General features: G+C 49.2%; 15 protein-coding genes. 11 read left to right on the forward strand and 4 right to left on the reverse strand.

Annotated elements, in window-relative coordinates:
• Positions 1 to 99: 99 nt before the first annotated feature.
• The 3 genes from ABEA66_RS29270 to hmpA all read left to right on the forward strand — a co-directional run bounded on the left by ABEA66_RS29270 (position 100) and on the right by hmpA (position 3,294).
• Positions 100 to 387: a stage VI sporulation protein F gene (locus tag ABEA66_RS29270; RefSeq protein ID WP_079910320.1), complete on the forward strand. Its 288-nt coding sequence runs from the start codon at positions 100 to 102 to the stop codon at positions 385 to 387.
• A gap of 160 nt (positions 388 to 547) precedes the next feature.
• On the forward strand, positions 548 to 1,861 hold the full coding sequence (locus tag ABEA66_RS29275) for a right-handed parallel beta-helix repeat-containing protein (RefSeq protein WP_345593223.1): 1,314 nt from the start codon (positions 548 to 550) through the stop codon (positions 1,859 to 1,861).
• Between the two features lie 179 nt (positions 1,862 to 2,040).
• A complete protein-coding gene (gene hmpA, locus ABEA66_RS29280) occupies positions 2,041 to 3,294 on the forward strand; it encodes an NO-inducible flavohemoprotein (RefSeq protein WP_345593225.1) in 1,254 nt (417 codons plus the stop codon).
• Between the two features lie 13 nt (positions 3,295 to 3,307).
• Here the strand turns inward: hmpA and ABEA66_RS29285 are convergent, their stop codons facing one another.
• Positions 3,308 to 3,808, reverse strand: a complete 501-nt coding sequence (locus tag ABEA66_RS29285; RefSeq protein WP_345593227.1) for a Crp/Fnr family transcriptional regulator — start codon at positions 3,806 to 3,808, stop codon at positions 3,308 to 3,310.
• 284 nt (positions 3,809 to 4,092) lie between these two features.
• On the opposite strand from ABEA66_RS29285, the gene ABEA66_RS29290 reads away from it, so the two are divergent.
• From ABEA66_RS29290 to ABEA66_RS29310, 5 genes are all read left to right on the forward strand, one after another.
• Positions 4,093 to 4,548: a hypothetical protein gene (locus ABEA66_RS29290; protein WP_345593229.1), complete on the forward strand. Its 456-nt coding sequence runs from the start codon at positions 4,093 to 4,095 to the stop codon at positions 4,546 to 4,548.
• A 130-nt stretch (positions 4,549 to 4,678) separates the two neighbouring features.
• Positions 4,679 to 4,957: a hypothetical protein gene (locus ABEA66_RS29295; protein ID WP_079910315.1), complete on the forward strand. Its 279-nt coding sequence runs from the start codon at positions 4,679 to 4,681 to the stop codon at positions 4,955 to 4,957.
• A gap of 16 nt (positions 4,958 to 4,973) precedes the next feature.
• Positions 4,974 to 6,263 (forward strand): glutathionylspermidine synthase family protein, encoded by a 1,290-nt coding sequence (locus ABEA66_RS29300; RefSeq protein ID WP_345593232.1) that lies wholly within the window; start codon positions 4,974 to 4,976, stop codon positions 6,261 to 6,263.
• Positions 6,260 to 6,694: a DUF350 domain-containing protein gene (locus ABEA66_RS29305; RefSeq protein ID WP_079910313.1), complete on the forward strand. Its 435-nt coding sequence runs from the start codon at positions 6,260 to 6,262 to the stop codon at positions 6,692 to 6,694. The genes ABEA66_RS29300 and ABEA66_RS29305 overlap by 4 nt, the downstream gene beginning before the upstream one ends.
• A 26-nt stretch (positions 6,695 to 6,720) precedes the next feature.
• Complete coding sequence (locus ABEA66_RS29310; RefSeq protein WP_079910312.1) at positions 6,721 to 7,599, forward strand: RNA polymerase sigma-70 factor; 879 nt, start codon at positions 6,721 to 6,723, stop codon at positions 7,597 to 7,599.
• Between the two features lie 27 nt (positions 7,600 to 7,626).
• Here the strand turns inward: ABEA66_RS29310 and ABEA66_RS29315 are convergent, their stop codons facing one another.
• Positions 7,627 to 8,289 carry an SOS response-associated peptidase family protein gene (locus ABEA66_RS29315; protein WP_345593236.1) on the reverse strand — a complete coding sequence of 221 codons (663 nt, stop codon included), beginning with the start codon at positions 8,287 to 8,289 and terminating at the stop codon, positions 7,627 to 7,629.
• Positions 8,290 to 8,770: 481 nt separating this feature from the next.
• Here ABEA66_RS29315 and rsmD point away from each other — a divergent pair, with 481 nt between their 5' ends.
• Entirely contained in the window at positions 8,771 to 9,337 is a 567-nt protein-coding gene (gene rsmD, locus ABEA66_RS29320) for a 16S rRNA (guanine(966)-N(2))-methyltransferase RsmD (RefSeq protein ID WP_345593239.1), read from the forward strand.
• Between the two features lie 37 nt (positions 9,338 to 9,374).
• Positions 9,375 to 9,878: a pantetheine-phosphate adenylyltransferase gene (gene coaD / locus ABEA66_RS29325; protein WP_079910309.1), complete on the forward strand. Its 504-nt coding sequence runs from the start codon at positions 9,375 to 9,377 to the stop codon at positions 9,876 to 9,878.
• Here the strand turns inward: coaD and ABEA66_RS29330 are convergent.
• Positions 9,875 to 11,167, reverse strand: coding sequence for a nucleoside recognition domain-containing protein (locus tag ABEA66_RS29330; RefSeq protein WP_079910308.1), 1,293 nt, complete (start codon positions 11,165 to 11,167; stop codon positions 9,875 to 9,877). The two genes, coaD and ABEA66_RS29330, sit on opposite strands and share 4 nt — an antisense overlap.
• Before the next feature lie 132 nt (positions 11,168 to 11,299).
• Here ABEA66_RS29330 and ABEA66_RS29335 point away from each other — a divergent pair, with 132 nt between their 5' ends.
• Positions 11,300 to 12,400: a SepM family pheromone-processing serine protease gene (locus ABEA66_RS29335; RefSeq protein ID WP_345593242.1), complete on the forward strand. Its 1,101-nt coding sequence runs from the start codon at positions 11,300 to 11,302 to the stop codon at positions 12,398 to 12,400.
• On the opposite strand, the gene ABEA66_RS29340 is transcribed toward ABEA66_RS29335, so the two are convergent.
• Positions 12,397 to 13,632, reverse strand: coding sequence for a nucleotidyltransferase (locus ABEA66_RS29340; protein WP_345593244.1), 1,236 nt, complete (start codon positions 13,630 to 13,632; stop codon positions 12,397 to 12,399). The two genes, ABEA66_RS29335 and ABEA66_RS29340, sit on opposite strands and share 4 nt — an antisense overlap.
• Positions 13,633 to 13,701 lie beyond the last annotated feature (69 nt).

Genomic DNA, 13,701 nt, shown 5'->3' on the forward strand with positions numbered 1-13,701 from the left:
ACCATATTATTAGACACATGTCCGAGCCTTCCGTCATAGACTTACAAAGAGGTTGGCACACAAGACTACCATATCCTTATGATGGGAGGAGTTCGCGACATGAGCTATCAAAAATATGGCTTCGATCCCGTTTTTGTTGAACGTGTCAAATTAAAAATGAAAAATCCCGATACGAAAGAGCGTATCAAAATGATTTTGCAGGGTGTGACGAAGACGGACTTGCAGGACAGGACGAAGGTAAGAAGATTTGTCGACATGCTGGGAAAGGTGTTAAACGAGAGATTGACAGATATGCAGAAGGAGCATATGGTCAATTTTGTCATTTCCCAGAAAATAGATCCTAACAATACATTTCATTTACTCAAGCTGTGGGGAATGTTCCGATAAACCTCGGTCAATCGCAGCGTAAATAGCTTAATGAACAGACCGTTGGGTCTGTTTTTTTTGTTATGAATGACTTAAGCTCCCAGAAAAGGAAGCAAGGTTGCCATTCGAATCTATGAAAGCTATAATTTTCATAGAGAACCAAATAGGGGGAGGAGTATCTTTGCCATCAAATGAACCGAAAGAGAAACCGATGACACGCAGAAAATTGCTTGCTTCCATGGGAGCTGCCGGAGCTCTACTTGCCGCGGGCGCCGGATTGCCTTTTGAAGCTCGTGCAGCCTCGTCAACCGTACCTCTGACTGAGAACAAATCATGGCTTAATGTGAAGGACTTCGGAGCGCTGGGCAACGGATATGATGATGATGCACCGTACATACAATCCGCTATTGACTCAGCCTCTGCCAAAGGGGGAACGGTCTTTCTGCCAGCAGGCAAGTATTACATAAGCCGCGGACTGCTTCTCAGGAACAAGGTTAACCTGATAGGGGCAGGAGCAGGGACCACGACTATTAAGGCCGGGAACGCCGATATGTTCATGGTTTACAGCGGCTCATCCATCAACAACTATTCCATCGAAGGAATCACATTTGAGGGTATTGGTCCAAGCGGAGCGACAGGCGAAATTGTTGAACGCGGAATTTATATGGTCGAGGCTGCTAATGTCAGCATCGATAATTGTGTGTTCAATGGCGTAGCGAACGGGATACGGGCTGCTCGTTCCCAGCATGTCAGCATCACGAACTGCACATTTATAAAAATATTTGGAACAGAGGCATCGAATGAGGGGTACGGAATTGTCATCGAAGGCGGTGCGAACCATACCATTCAGGGCAACCATTTCAAAAACATAAACAAATACTGCATACATCTGACTGCAGGCAGCACGTATTCACATGTTACAGGCAATATCATGGAATTTACAGGAGATACCGCCATTATGGTATCTTCCAGAGTCAGCGCTTGCTCCTATCATTTGATAGAGGCCAATATGGTAGCTCCTTATGCGCTGATTGACCAAAAAAACAGCTCAACCTACGGAATTCGGCTAAAGGATGCTTGCAGCTACAATACCATTGTGAATAACGTCATTTCTCAAGCGGCCTCCGCAGGCATTCAACTGGATGCTCCTGAGAATGCAGGTGACGATAAACCATTTGGAAACACGATAACGGGCAATTCGGTGTACGGCTCTGTAAGAGGTATCTCCATCCTGAATAGTGATGGCAACTCGGTAAAAAACAATGAGGTTCGCCGTACGGAAACCGGAATTGTAGTGGATGTCGTTGGAGAAGGCGCAAGTTTATCGGCTAAACGGAATATCGTTATGAACAACTCCATCTCGCAAAGCTCGACTGCTGCAGTACTGGTCGGTTCTGCACGTTGTGACTCGAACACGGTGTTCGGCAATGCGGGGTATGACAATGCCGAGGCATTCAAAGATAGCGGCACGAATACGATGACCGCAGGCTTCTAACACTAGACGCTCTCCACGGAGGGCGTTTTTCAATGTGATGGAACTTTGTAGGGATGTCTCATCCAGCATGATCGACACAATTCCGTTCATTTCAATGTGATTCCAATCACAAGGCGAGCCTGTGCTCTCTACTATACTTAATTACAAGAACACAACGAAATGAAGAGAGGGCGATCTTAATGCTGAGTGAACAAACGATACAAACAATTAAATCCACGGTTCCCGTTCTGGAAGTACACGGAACAGCCATAACGAAGCGTTTTTACGAACTGTTGTTCACAGGCCACCCCGAGCTGTTGAACCTGTTTAACCATGCCAATCAGAAGAAAGGCCGTCAACAGGCGGCTCTGGCTAACGCAGTTTATGCCGCTGCGGCCCATATTGATCAACTGGAAACGATCCTGCCGGTAGTCAAACAAATAGCGCACAAGCATCGAAGCCTTGGTGTGAAGGCAGAGCATTATCCGATTGTCGGGGAAACGCTGCTTCGGGCAATCAAGGAGGTCCTGGGAGATGCGGCAACGGATGAGATCATCGCCGCTTGGGCCGATGCCTACGGGGTTATAGCTAATGTGTTTATCCAAACCGAGAACGAAATGTACCTTCAAGCCGAAGAGCGTGTTGGGGGCTGGAAGGGATTTAGGCGGTTTATTGTGGAACGAAAGGTGAAGGAGAGCGATACGATTACTTCGTTGTATCTGGTACCGGAAGATCAACAAGGAATTGCCGATTTCGAACCGGGCCAATATATCAGCGTGAAGCTTATGATTCCGGGTCAATCCTATACTCATATTCGTCAATACAGCTTGTCGGATATGCCGGGACAACCGCATTATCGAATTTCCGTTAAAAGGGAAGAGGCTGCGGAAGGAAAGCCGGAGGGCATTGTATCGAATTACTTGCACCGGGAAGTCACTGTTGGAGATGTTCTGGAGGTATCGGCACCGGCCGGAGACTTTATTTTGAGAAAAGAGGAAAAGCCGGCTGTATTGATTAGCGGCGGTGTGGGTCTGACTCCACTGGTTAGCATGCTGAAAACGCTGGCCGCCAAAGAGCCTGAGCGTTCCGTTACTTTCATCCATGCCGCGCGCAGCGGCCGGTTCCACGCTTTGAAAGAAGAAGTTGCCGATATAGCTAAGAGCCATCCGAATATCCGTTCCTATGTCTGCTATTCTTCTCCTACCGATTTGGACCGGAAGGAAGGGGCTTTTGATAAAGCGGGGTATCTTGATTTGGAGTGGCTGCAGCAGCGGGTATCCGGTCCGAACGCCAGCTTTTATTTTTGCGGGCCAATTCCCTTCATGAAAGCTGTATATCGAGCGCTGAAGGATTGGGGCGTTGATGACGCGGAGATTCACTTTGAGTTTTTTGGCCCGGCTGACAGCTTGGCAGAACAGGCAAACGAAGCGGGAGAGGCCGTAGTAAGGGGATAGGACAGCCATCGGGTTAGCCTTGCTTAGCCCGAAACAAGCGATTGACCGTTTCCCGCCGGAGTCCGAGTAATTGCGCTATTTCTTCTTGCGTTAATATATCCTTTATGGACATAGGGGAGATGTACTCATCAAACCATTGTTCCAGCTTCTCCAGCTTTTCCGCAGGAGTGACCAGCGTAAGATGGTCAATTCGCTGCTGCATCATTCTCAGCTTGCTTTGTAATTGCAGGGCGATCTCACGGCACTTTGCAGGATGCGCATCCAGCTCCGTGTACCATTCATCGGGAGATATGACTTCTACCTCACTGGTAATCAGGGCGATGGCCGTACCATGGTATTCTTTAGGGCTGATTAAGGAATGATGAGGAATCGTCTCGCCGGGAGTCACGATATTGACGAGGAAGGGACTGCCGTCCTCATGAACGCGCATGATTTTAAACAAACCGCTGCGTATATGAAATAAGGGTCCGCTTTCCCCTTGTCTGAACAAGATTTCGCCTTTATGTAATAGCATCCGATTTCACCTCCAAAATATATTATCACGGGAAGGGGTGGTCGTCCATTTTGCGGCCTCCATTCCTTGAGCACTTTGACTCCGCTGGAGAAAGAGCGCTCTTTTTTTGCTTCCAAGAAAAATGGTTTGTAAAAATGTTACAATCAGTGCTATGATGAATAGAACGCACGTTCTTTAAAAGGGTCCAAACAGAAATGAGGCTCTGTAACCTTTTTTTGAGCAGCTGCGTAATACATGTATGTTCTTCTACATAAAGATTCAAAGTCGGAAAGGGGCAATTAACGGTGGCACGTTTGGAATATCGGTTATATGAAGAAGGCGGGGATTTTCCGCTGCTATATTATTACGATCATATAGAGCGCGATGAGACGGCCTTGAGGTTTGCATGCGATTATTTGGTAAAAGAAGGAACTGTGTATGAAAAAACGTCATGCGCGATCGAGGACTTATGCTATGTTATTTATGTCAAGCCTTCAGAGGATGAGCAGGTAAAATCCTGGGCGAAGCCGCAATCCCCGGCGCCAGGCTTCAGCATGGAGCTTAGGGAATTCAAGGAATTGGCAACCGACTACAGGCTGGTGCATACGTATTATTTTGAGGACAGTCTGGATGTGATGCTGTATATGACCGCTAATTATTTGTACGTCGACGGACAGGAGTGGTACCGGACGTCTGTCGAGATTGATGAAGACCGGTCAACCTTCGTGTACTATGCAGTCAAATCGGACGAAGAAGCATAAAACCTATCATATGTGCTTAAGAAAACTCCGGTCTGATCCCTTGGAGGACATCTCTCGGCAGACTTGCGAACTTGTTATTTCATGTCGACTTTAGAATCGCGCCTGGAATAACATTTTAGGAGGAGTTCAATTGGAACATAGAAAATCAAATAAGCTGGTAGCATTATTCGTTACCGCTGCTCTCATAGCTGCATCCGGTTGTTCCAATACAACCGCGAATTCTAACTGCGTAGATCAAAATGGTGATGGTTATTGTGATAACGGAAGCGGCAGCAGCGGCGGAAGCTCACGCGGATACATTGGCGGGAGTTCCAGTAAGTCAGGTACATCAGGGGGAAACTCGGGCATATCGGAGGGTTCCTCCTCACATGGCGGCATTGGGAGCAGCAGCAGCTCCAGCTCTAGCTAAGGCAGGGGGACACGTAATGAATAAAGACAGAGACATAACCGGACTGCCTTATCCTGAGCGGCGGGAAGCATTGTATGAGCCGTTAAGGAAGGAAGGCATTTTTACTTGGGACTGTATGTACGAGGAGGAATATGCACTAGCCGGGCTCTATACGTTGGACCGCGATGTCCTTCATGAGATGAGGATAGCGGCAGAAGCCTTGGGGCGTGTCTTTGCCAAAACGGTTAACATAGTGAGTCAGGCGGATGAAGGGCTTCTGACCGGGCTCGGCATTCCGACAGCGGCTTTCGATGCGGTCCGATTGCAGCACATTGATTCGATGCCATCGCCAACCGTTATCGGCAGGTTCGATTTCGCCCTCAACAACGGGCAGATTAAAATGCTTGAATTCAATAGCGATACGCCTACCGGGATCGTAGAAGCCTTCCATGTCAACGGAGCTGTTTGCCAGGCATACGGAGCTGAGGATCCGAATGCCGGCTGCTCGGGCATGCTGTACGAGGCTTTTCAAGCAGCAATAAAAGCCTACGGCTCAGCGCAATATCCGCTGGATCACATCTTCTTCAGTGCCCTCGACTGGCATGAGGAGGATGCAGGCACAACCAAGTATTTACTGGCACAGTCGGGACTCCCCGCTTCTTTTGTTCCGCTTTCCCAGCTGCGTGTGATGGACGAATGCATGTGGGTATCCGATGACTCCGATCACATGACACCCGTCGATGTGTTATATCGGCTCCATGCGCTGGAGAAGCTGGCGGAAGATAAAGATGTAGACGGGTACCCGACCGGTGAGCATGTTCTTAGGCTGATAGCGGAGAAGAAGCTGGCCGTCATCAATCCTCCGTCAGGCTTTACAGCTCAGACCAAAGCGCTTCAAGCGCTTATTTGGAATTTGCACGAGTCCGGCCAATTTTATACGGACGAGGAGCATGAGATCATCGCCGCCCATATGCTGCCGACTTATTTGGAAAACCGGTTCTCAGACACTTCCATTTCCTATGTCATCAAGCCGATCTACGGAAGAGAGGGAAGCGGTGTCAGGATTGTAGATGCCGCAGGGAGCGTGCTCGATGAAAACGGGGAAGACGAATACTTGGATCAGCCGATGGTGTATCAGCAATACATAGAACTTCCGCCTGTACGGGTGGAGACGTTGAAGGGGACGACGAACGGCCGCTTGTTATGGGGCTGCTTTCTTATTGCGGGCAAGCCTTCCGCGGTCATCGCCAGAGTAGGCGGGCATATTACAAACAATATTTCATATTATTTGCCGGCAGGGTTGAATAAAGGGGGAGCTAAAGCATGACACAATGGGATTCCATACTTAATTTTCTGATTTATTTGGGAGTAACGGTGCCTTTATTGGGAATAGGCATTCTGCTTTTTACAATTACGACGCCGTACAGCGAATTCAAGCTCATTCGTGAAGGCGGAGATTTATCTGACCCTTCCAAAGCGGCTGCGGCCAAGGCTGCCGCATACGATCTTGGGGGCAAAATCATCGGCCAAACTCTGGTATTGGCATCTGCCGTCTATCATTCTCTTGGCTTGGTTGACTTGATCGTATGGGGATTCATCGGAATCGCGTTTCAAGTGATAGTGTTTTATATCTTCGAGCTGCTGACGCCGTTTAAAGTCGTTGCAGAAATTCCTAAAGGCAACGCTTCGGTCGGGCTTTTCTCATTCTGTCTCAGCGTGGCTACAGGCTTGCTGCTGGCGTCTTTGATAAGTTATTAATTCATTTCGATAGGAGGCGGGGCTGTTTGACTGAGTGGGAACATGCTTATACTGAGCATCGGCAGCTGCTCCTGTCGATTGCCTACCGGATGTTGGGTTCCTACACGGATGCGGAAGATATCGTACAGGATGCATTTGTAGCTCTACAGCGGGTCCGTGAGGAGGACATTCTCAGCGTTAAGGCTTATTTGATTAAGACAGTGACCCATAGGTGTCTGAATCTCCTGAAGTCATCCAGGAAGCAGCGCGAGGTCTACACAGGACCTTGGCTGCCGGAGCCGGATATCGAACTAGAAGCGAATAATCCCGAGGAGCAGATCATAAGGAAAGAGAAGGTCTCTTACGCGCTTCTCGTTATGCTCCAGCAGCTCTCGCCGGTGGAACGGGCGATTTTTCTGCTGAGGGAAGTACTGGATTACGATTATGCGCAAATCGCCGAGATGATGGACAAATCCGAGACAAACTGCAGAAAAATTGTGAGCCGCGCAAAGCATAAAGTGAATCAGGACCAGCTCAATACGGCCTCCACCGCTGAGCAGAACAGCGAGCCGTTCGTTCATGCATTCCTTAACGGGGTGAAAACCGGAGACTTCGCGGGTTTAATCCAACTGCTTACAGAACAGGCTGCACTCATAAGCGACGGCGGAGGAAAAGTTCGGGCAGCCCTATATCCCATCTTGGGCAAGGATCGTATCCAGGCATTTCTGGAAGGAATTCAAGGCAAAGGCTCCTTCGAAGGGGAACTGCTCGAGGTTCGAATCAATGGAGATTACGGGGTATTGATCGTGAAGGAAGGGAAGCCGAGCATGGCTATATGTTTTGGTGCGGCTACCGAATCCCACCGTTTACAAGACATCTATTTTATACTAAACCCCGATAAATTAGGACGATTCCGTAATCAATAAAGACCCGCTTTGGCGGGTCTTTATTGATTATCCTATACCATGAGCCGCTGCAGCTCCATCCTCTTGATCCTGTGAGTCCGCCATATCCTGCCATGAATCGGGCAGCAGGCGAAGCGGAGGAAGCTCAACAGTTCTCATCCATCGATATAAAGCGGATTTATCGAATAATTCCGTGTCCAGCCATGTATCGGCTTGCTCCTCATTCATAATAAAAGGGACCGTCTCCATACTTCCGGTTTCGTTATTTTGTATTCTTTTAATCAGGATGGAGCAAGTTCGAAGCTCTTCTCCGAAGGAGCCCGACCACACGTCGTACACCCCGGCCATTGCGAATGTTTGGCCATCATTGGTCATATAACGTTGGACCTGTTCCTTTTTGCGTCCTAACGAAGTGACACGGTCGAAGCTGCTTGCCGGAATAATGCATCTCTGACGCTTGAGCAAATGATCGAAGGCTCTTTTATCATAGATCGCTTCGCTGTCGACAAGCACGGAGTCTTGTGCCCAGAAAGGCATCAGGCCCCAACGAAATTCATCGAGTATTCGTTCGTTTCCTTTGGCTGTAATGGCGGTAATCGGCTGTTGAGGCCGCAAGCTGCGATCATTGGCATAGTAAAACATCGTTTTGGATAAGCGGTAGCGATCGTTTAGTTCGGTCAAATCGGCAGTCAGGTTGAATCGGTCGCACATGGTGGGAGCTCCTTCTCGTTTTCTTTCCAGTATCTGCATTATTCTCCGGAATCATGCGGATTAGAAAGCGAGGGACAGGAATTGGAAAAAGTTTCAGCGGATTTTCATCTTTTTTTAAGGTTAGGTTCATTTTTCATTAACCTTATTCTTATAGAATCAATAGTGTTGATCCCACATTCAACATATATCACGTTTAATCCCTGTTGTCGGCTGCCATCGACGAAACAGGGATTTTTTTTGTTCGACAGACAAAAAAATCGAGCCCCGTCTCACGACGAGGCTCATTCATGGGAGAGGAGAAACCGGACGAAGAGCTTATGGGGAACGTAAGTCTTCTCCGCGGTTGTCTACGACATTTTCGGATGTCGATGATATAAGGATAGACAGATTTCAAAAAATCTATACGTTATTCAGAAAATTTTGTGCAAAAGTTTACGTTTGTGGTACGATAGCATTACTATCCAGTAGAAGGTGGAAGCAAATGAGAGTCATATCAGGGAATGCCAAGGGAAGGCCGCTTAAGGCTGTACCTGGCATGGGCACAAGGCCTACCACCGACAAGGTGAAGGAGGCCATTTTCAGCATGATCGGCCCGTATTTTGACGGAGGGCACGTGCTGGATCTGTTCGCAGGAACAGGCGGGCTAAGCATCGAAGCGCTGAGCAGGGGGATGGACCGGGCAGTTTTGACCGATATCGACAAAAAAAGCATCGACACCATACGGCAAAATCTGCAGGCAACCGGATTTGCCGATCAAGCGGAGGTATACCGCAATGATGCCCTTCGCGCATTGAAAGCACTGATGAAGCGGGAAGCAAAGTTTGATCTTGTATTCCTGGATCCCCCATATCGGTTAAAGGTAGTACAAGAATTGATCGAGCAGCTGGATCAGGGACATATGCTCAATCCGCTGGCTACTATTGTAGTGGAACATGACGCCGAGGATGTGTACCAGGATCCCATCGGCCGTTTGCAGTGGATAAGAAGAGCGGAATATGGGGATACAGCGGTTACGATTTATAAAAATACATCGCAAGATGAGTCATGAGTGTTGCGTGCACATGTTGGAGGAGTTGACTGTAAAGATGAGTATGGATCGTTTTGAAATGAAAATCGCTGTCTATCCCGGCAGCTTTGACCCGGTGACCAACGGGCATTTGGATATTATACACCGCTCCGCTAAAGTGTTTGACAAGCTGATTGTAGCTGTGCTGAACAATTCAAGCAAAAATCCGCTGTTTACGATCGAAGAGCGCACCGAATTGCTTAAACAGGTGACGAAGGATTTGCCCAATGTGGAAATCGACAATTTTCGCGATTTGCTCATTAATTATATGAAACAAAAAAACGCGCATCTCATTGTGCGCGGTCTTCGTGCGGTGTCGGATTTTGAATATGAGCTGCAAATGGCTTCAACGAATCGAAAGCTTGACGAGAGCTTCGAAACCTTTTTCATGACGTCAACGCCTCAATATTCTTATTTAAGCTCCAGTATTGTAAAAGAAATCGCGCGCTTCCACGGACCTGTTACCGATCTGGTTCCCGAGGTGGTGGAAAAGGCTTTACGTACCAAATATCCGAAAGGCTAGCCTTTGGAATCCCGGCGGCTGTGATGGAATACAAAGGCTGTGACTATGGAGAGCACGAGCATAAGCAGCAGAATCATACCGAACCATAGCATCGATTTGCTAAATAGAGGCCACATCGTTACATAATTCCATTTCATTGTATCTATCCTTGGGTCCGAGAAAGTTAGCCAGGCGGGTGCCGGTGAACCTAACAAGTTATTCAATGGTTTCCATAAGGCGCTGGTGGCTATAAACGAGATGGCGGCATGAAGAAGCCTGGATTTCAGAAAGGCGGAATACCGAATATCGGTTCCTAACGTAAAGCTTTTGACTTGAGCGTGGGTCGATAAGCCGCCCCAGGCGAACAAGGCGCTAAGCAGCGCGTACTGCCATGAATCGGTGATTGCTTGGCTTTGCCCGAGGGAATAGGCGCCCAAATGCGCTTCAAACAATCCAGGCAGGAGAGACGACAGCATCGCACCGGCTTGCTCGGGTGTCACGATCCCAGTGGCGGAAATGGCGAGCCCGGCTATGGTAAGGACTTGGCTTAGTGATACGGCATGTACAATGACCGAGAACATCATCATGAGTCCGCCTATGGCCATTGTTTGCTGTACGGCATGGGTCACGGAATCACCGAGCAGCTTGCCGAAGGTTCTGCCATCACTGGCTTGCGCGGTTCGCCATGCGGAGGCGCTGCGACGGAACAGCCCGCTGTCTCCTGTTGCCGTTTGCAAGGCAGAGCGTTGGTCTTCCGCTTCCAACTTCGTATGCTGCTTGGCTAGTGTAATTCGCTGCCATAAGGCAAGCAGCAGGGCTGAACCGTAATGAAGGATCGCAAGGGCCAAGCCGCTTTGAGCATTATGCAAAAAGCCCACTCCAACGACCGATATAAGGAACACAGGGCTTGCTACGTGGCTTAACGTAAGCAGCCGCTCGGCTTCGTCCCTGCTAAGCAGCTTATCCTTTCTCATGCTGCCTACGGCTACGGCGCCTGAGGGGGTACCGGCAGTAATACCGATGGCGATAGCCCAGCCTGCAATACCCGGCAACCGGAATAATAGACGCAGAAGGGGCTCGAGCAAGGCTCCGATTGCGTGCAAGACCCCCATGCCTCTGGCAATCTCGATTACGATGAAAAATGGCAGCAGAGCAGGGAAGACAAGCTCCCACCAGATCCTCAGCCCTTGAAGCGATGATTTGAAGGCTTGATCGGGAAATAAAATAATGCTGACAACCAAGAGCAGCGCCAAACAGCCCAGAATCAAGGTGGTCAGGCGCGGAGATGTTAAAGTTTTTTCACTTGCCATAAGTACCAACTCCGGATTTGTAGGATGGTACATGTTTACGCTTTGTCCGTATGGTTTAGACCAAGCAGGTCAACCCTACAAAGAACGCCTGCGATAGAAGGCGCCAGTCATACGGGCTTTAGGGGGAGAAGGATGGAGGACACCAGACACTTGAAACGCGCTTCTAGAATCGTCGTTTCCGTATTTATAGCCATTATACTCGTATACGGCGTATATTTTATGCCGCTTCCGTTATTCATTTTTTCAGCCGGTACGGCTGAGGTTATTCGCCCAATGGTTCATGTGAATCAAAATAACGACGAGGAGCAAGGCGCGTTCATGCTGACCACCGTCAGGGTGAGCGACGCTACCGTATTCAGCTATTTACTGACTTTCATCAGGCCGTTCGAGGAGCTGCATTTGAAAACAGAGCTGCTGCAAAAGAACGAATCCGAGGAAGAATATTCACAGAGGCAGGAGGTCAATATGCTCTCCTCGCAGTCAAGCGCTATACAGGCTGCCTATCACCATTTGGGCATCCCTTACCGGATCAGTACGGATGGTGTTGTTATCGTGCAGGTCTTTAAGGATTTTCCGGCACATGAGGTGCTTCAGCCGGGGGATTACATCGTCAAAGTCGACGATACGCCGATTCAGACTAAAGAAGAGCTGCAGACCATTTTGAAAAGCAAAAAAGAAGGAGACTCCGTCTCCATCACCTACAAGCGGAAAAAGTTGCAAAAGACGCAATCCATACAGCTGGCTTTACTGCCGCCTGATGAGGGGGCCAGCCCGGATGTTCGCAGGGTAGGGCTTGGTGTTGTGCCTGCCAATGTGCAGAGCGTCAAGGCGAACGATGAGTCGAAGCAGGTGACCATTAAAGCGGGGGATATCGGCGGACCGTCGGCAGGGCTGATGTTCACCATGGAAATCATCAACAAATTAACCCCCGAGGATATCACAAAAGGCTATAAGGTTGCCGGAACGGGAACGATCGATGAGAAAGGAACCGTAGGGGTAATCGGCGGGATTCAGCATAAGATTATCGCGGCCGACAAGGCCGGGGCAGAAATTTTCTTTGCACCGAAAGATTATGTAACTCCGGATGGTAAACAGCGCATTAACAATTATTCAGATGCGGCCAAACGGGCGGAGGAAATTCATACTTCCATGAAGGTCGTTCCTGTAGGCACTTTGCAGGAAGCGTTGGATTATATGAACAATCTTCCGCCGAAAGCCGCAAAAGCCAGCTAAACACGGACCGGGGGCTCGTAATAATCCCTGAAGAGCTCGCGCTCTGCAGCCGCAGGATAGGCAAGGGCATAGACGGACGTAGCTTGAATATCTAAATCCAGCAGCGGTGAAGGATCCGCCAGAGAGGTTACTTTCGTAACAACGGGAACCTTCGCCGTTTTTTTCATACGCTTCAACAGCTCCTGGCCCCGCGCGCTAAAGCCGAGAACTCGAAGATACGGGACTCCGCGCCTTAATAGATCTGCTGTCAGCTTAGGCTTTGTATGATTAAGGAGTATGCGCAGCAGGGTGCGCTGCAGCTTGGTTCGAGTGTAGCGCTTGGTTTTGAGCAGGTTGATCAAATCCTCAACGATATGGCTGGAATCCGTGGACAGGAAAGAAAGCGACTGCTTGATGCGGTGCTCCAGCCCCTCGGCCACTTCATGATATCCGGCCAGCTCGACGGCACTGTGGTTCATGAGCTGCAGCAGCAAAGGCCTGGCAAAATGTTCCCAACCGATGGGTGTGCGCCCTTTGTTCCATTCGCGGCGTAGCACCTCCATAGTGCTTACAGGCACATAAGGGGCGATTTCCTCAAGCATCTTCTTCTCGAAAAGCAGATGTCTCAGTGCCGTAGCGCTGGCTATTTGACGGTCAGTAATGTCAAGCTGGTGATAGCCTGCTTTTTGGCGCGTGATGGTTAATGGTTCTATCCGGCTGCCCAATCTTTTAAGGGCAATAAGGTAGTGCAGGCCTAACGTATTGTTAGGCTTGGCCAGCTCTTCTTCGTTCGTTCCTGGTACATAATGGGCGATGGCTTTGCCGTAGGCGGCTGGATACGGGATACCGGCTTTGAGCTCCTGCTGCAGGAGCCCATGAAACTCCTCCGACTCATGATACGCTGCTTCTGCGACGTCATACAGCCACTGAATGTCGCCGCTCTCGCTTCCGAAGCAGAGACTGTCCACGACGCCCGCAGCATCCAGCGCGGAGACAGCGCCATACGCGAACCATTCGGCAGGCTGTGTAGAATAAGCGACAGGGAGCTCCAGAACCAGATCAACGCCCATACGAAGAGCCATTTCCGTACGCGACCATTTGTCAATCATGGCAGGTTCACCCCGCTGCAGGAAATGACCGCTCATAACGGCGACCACCGCATCGGCGCCAGATACGATTTTGGATTGTTGGAAATGATAATGATGACCATTATGCAGGGGGTTGTATTCAACAACTAGTCCGACCGTTTTCATCGTACACTCCTTGTACACACTTTGGTAATGTTTTCATATGTTTTCACTATAGCATGATCTGAAAATGTT

This window comes from Paenibacillus vulneris, assembly GCF_039543185.1.
Lineage (GTDB): Bacteria > Bacillota > Bacilli > Paenibacillales > NBRC-103111 > Paenibacillus_S > Paenibacillus_S vulneris.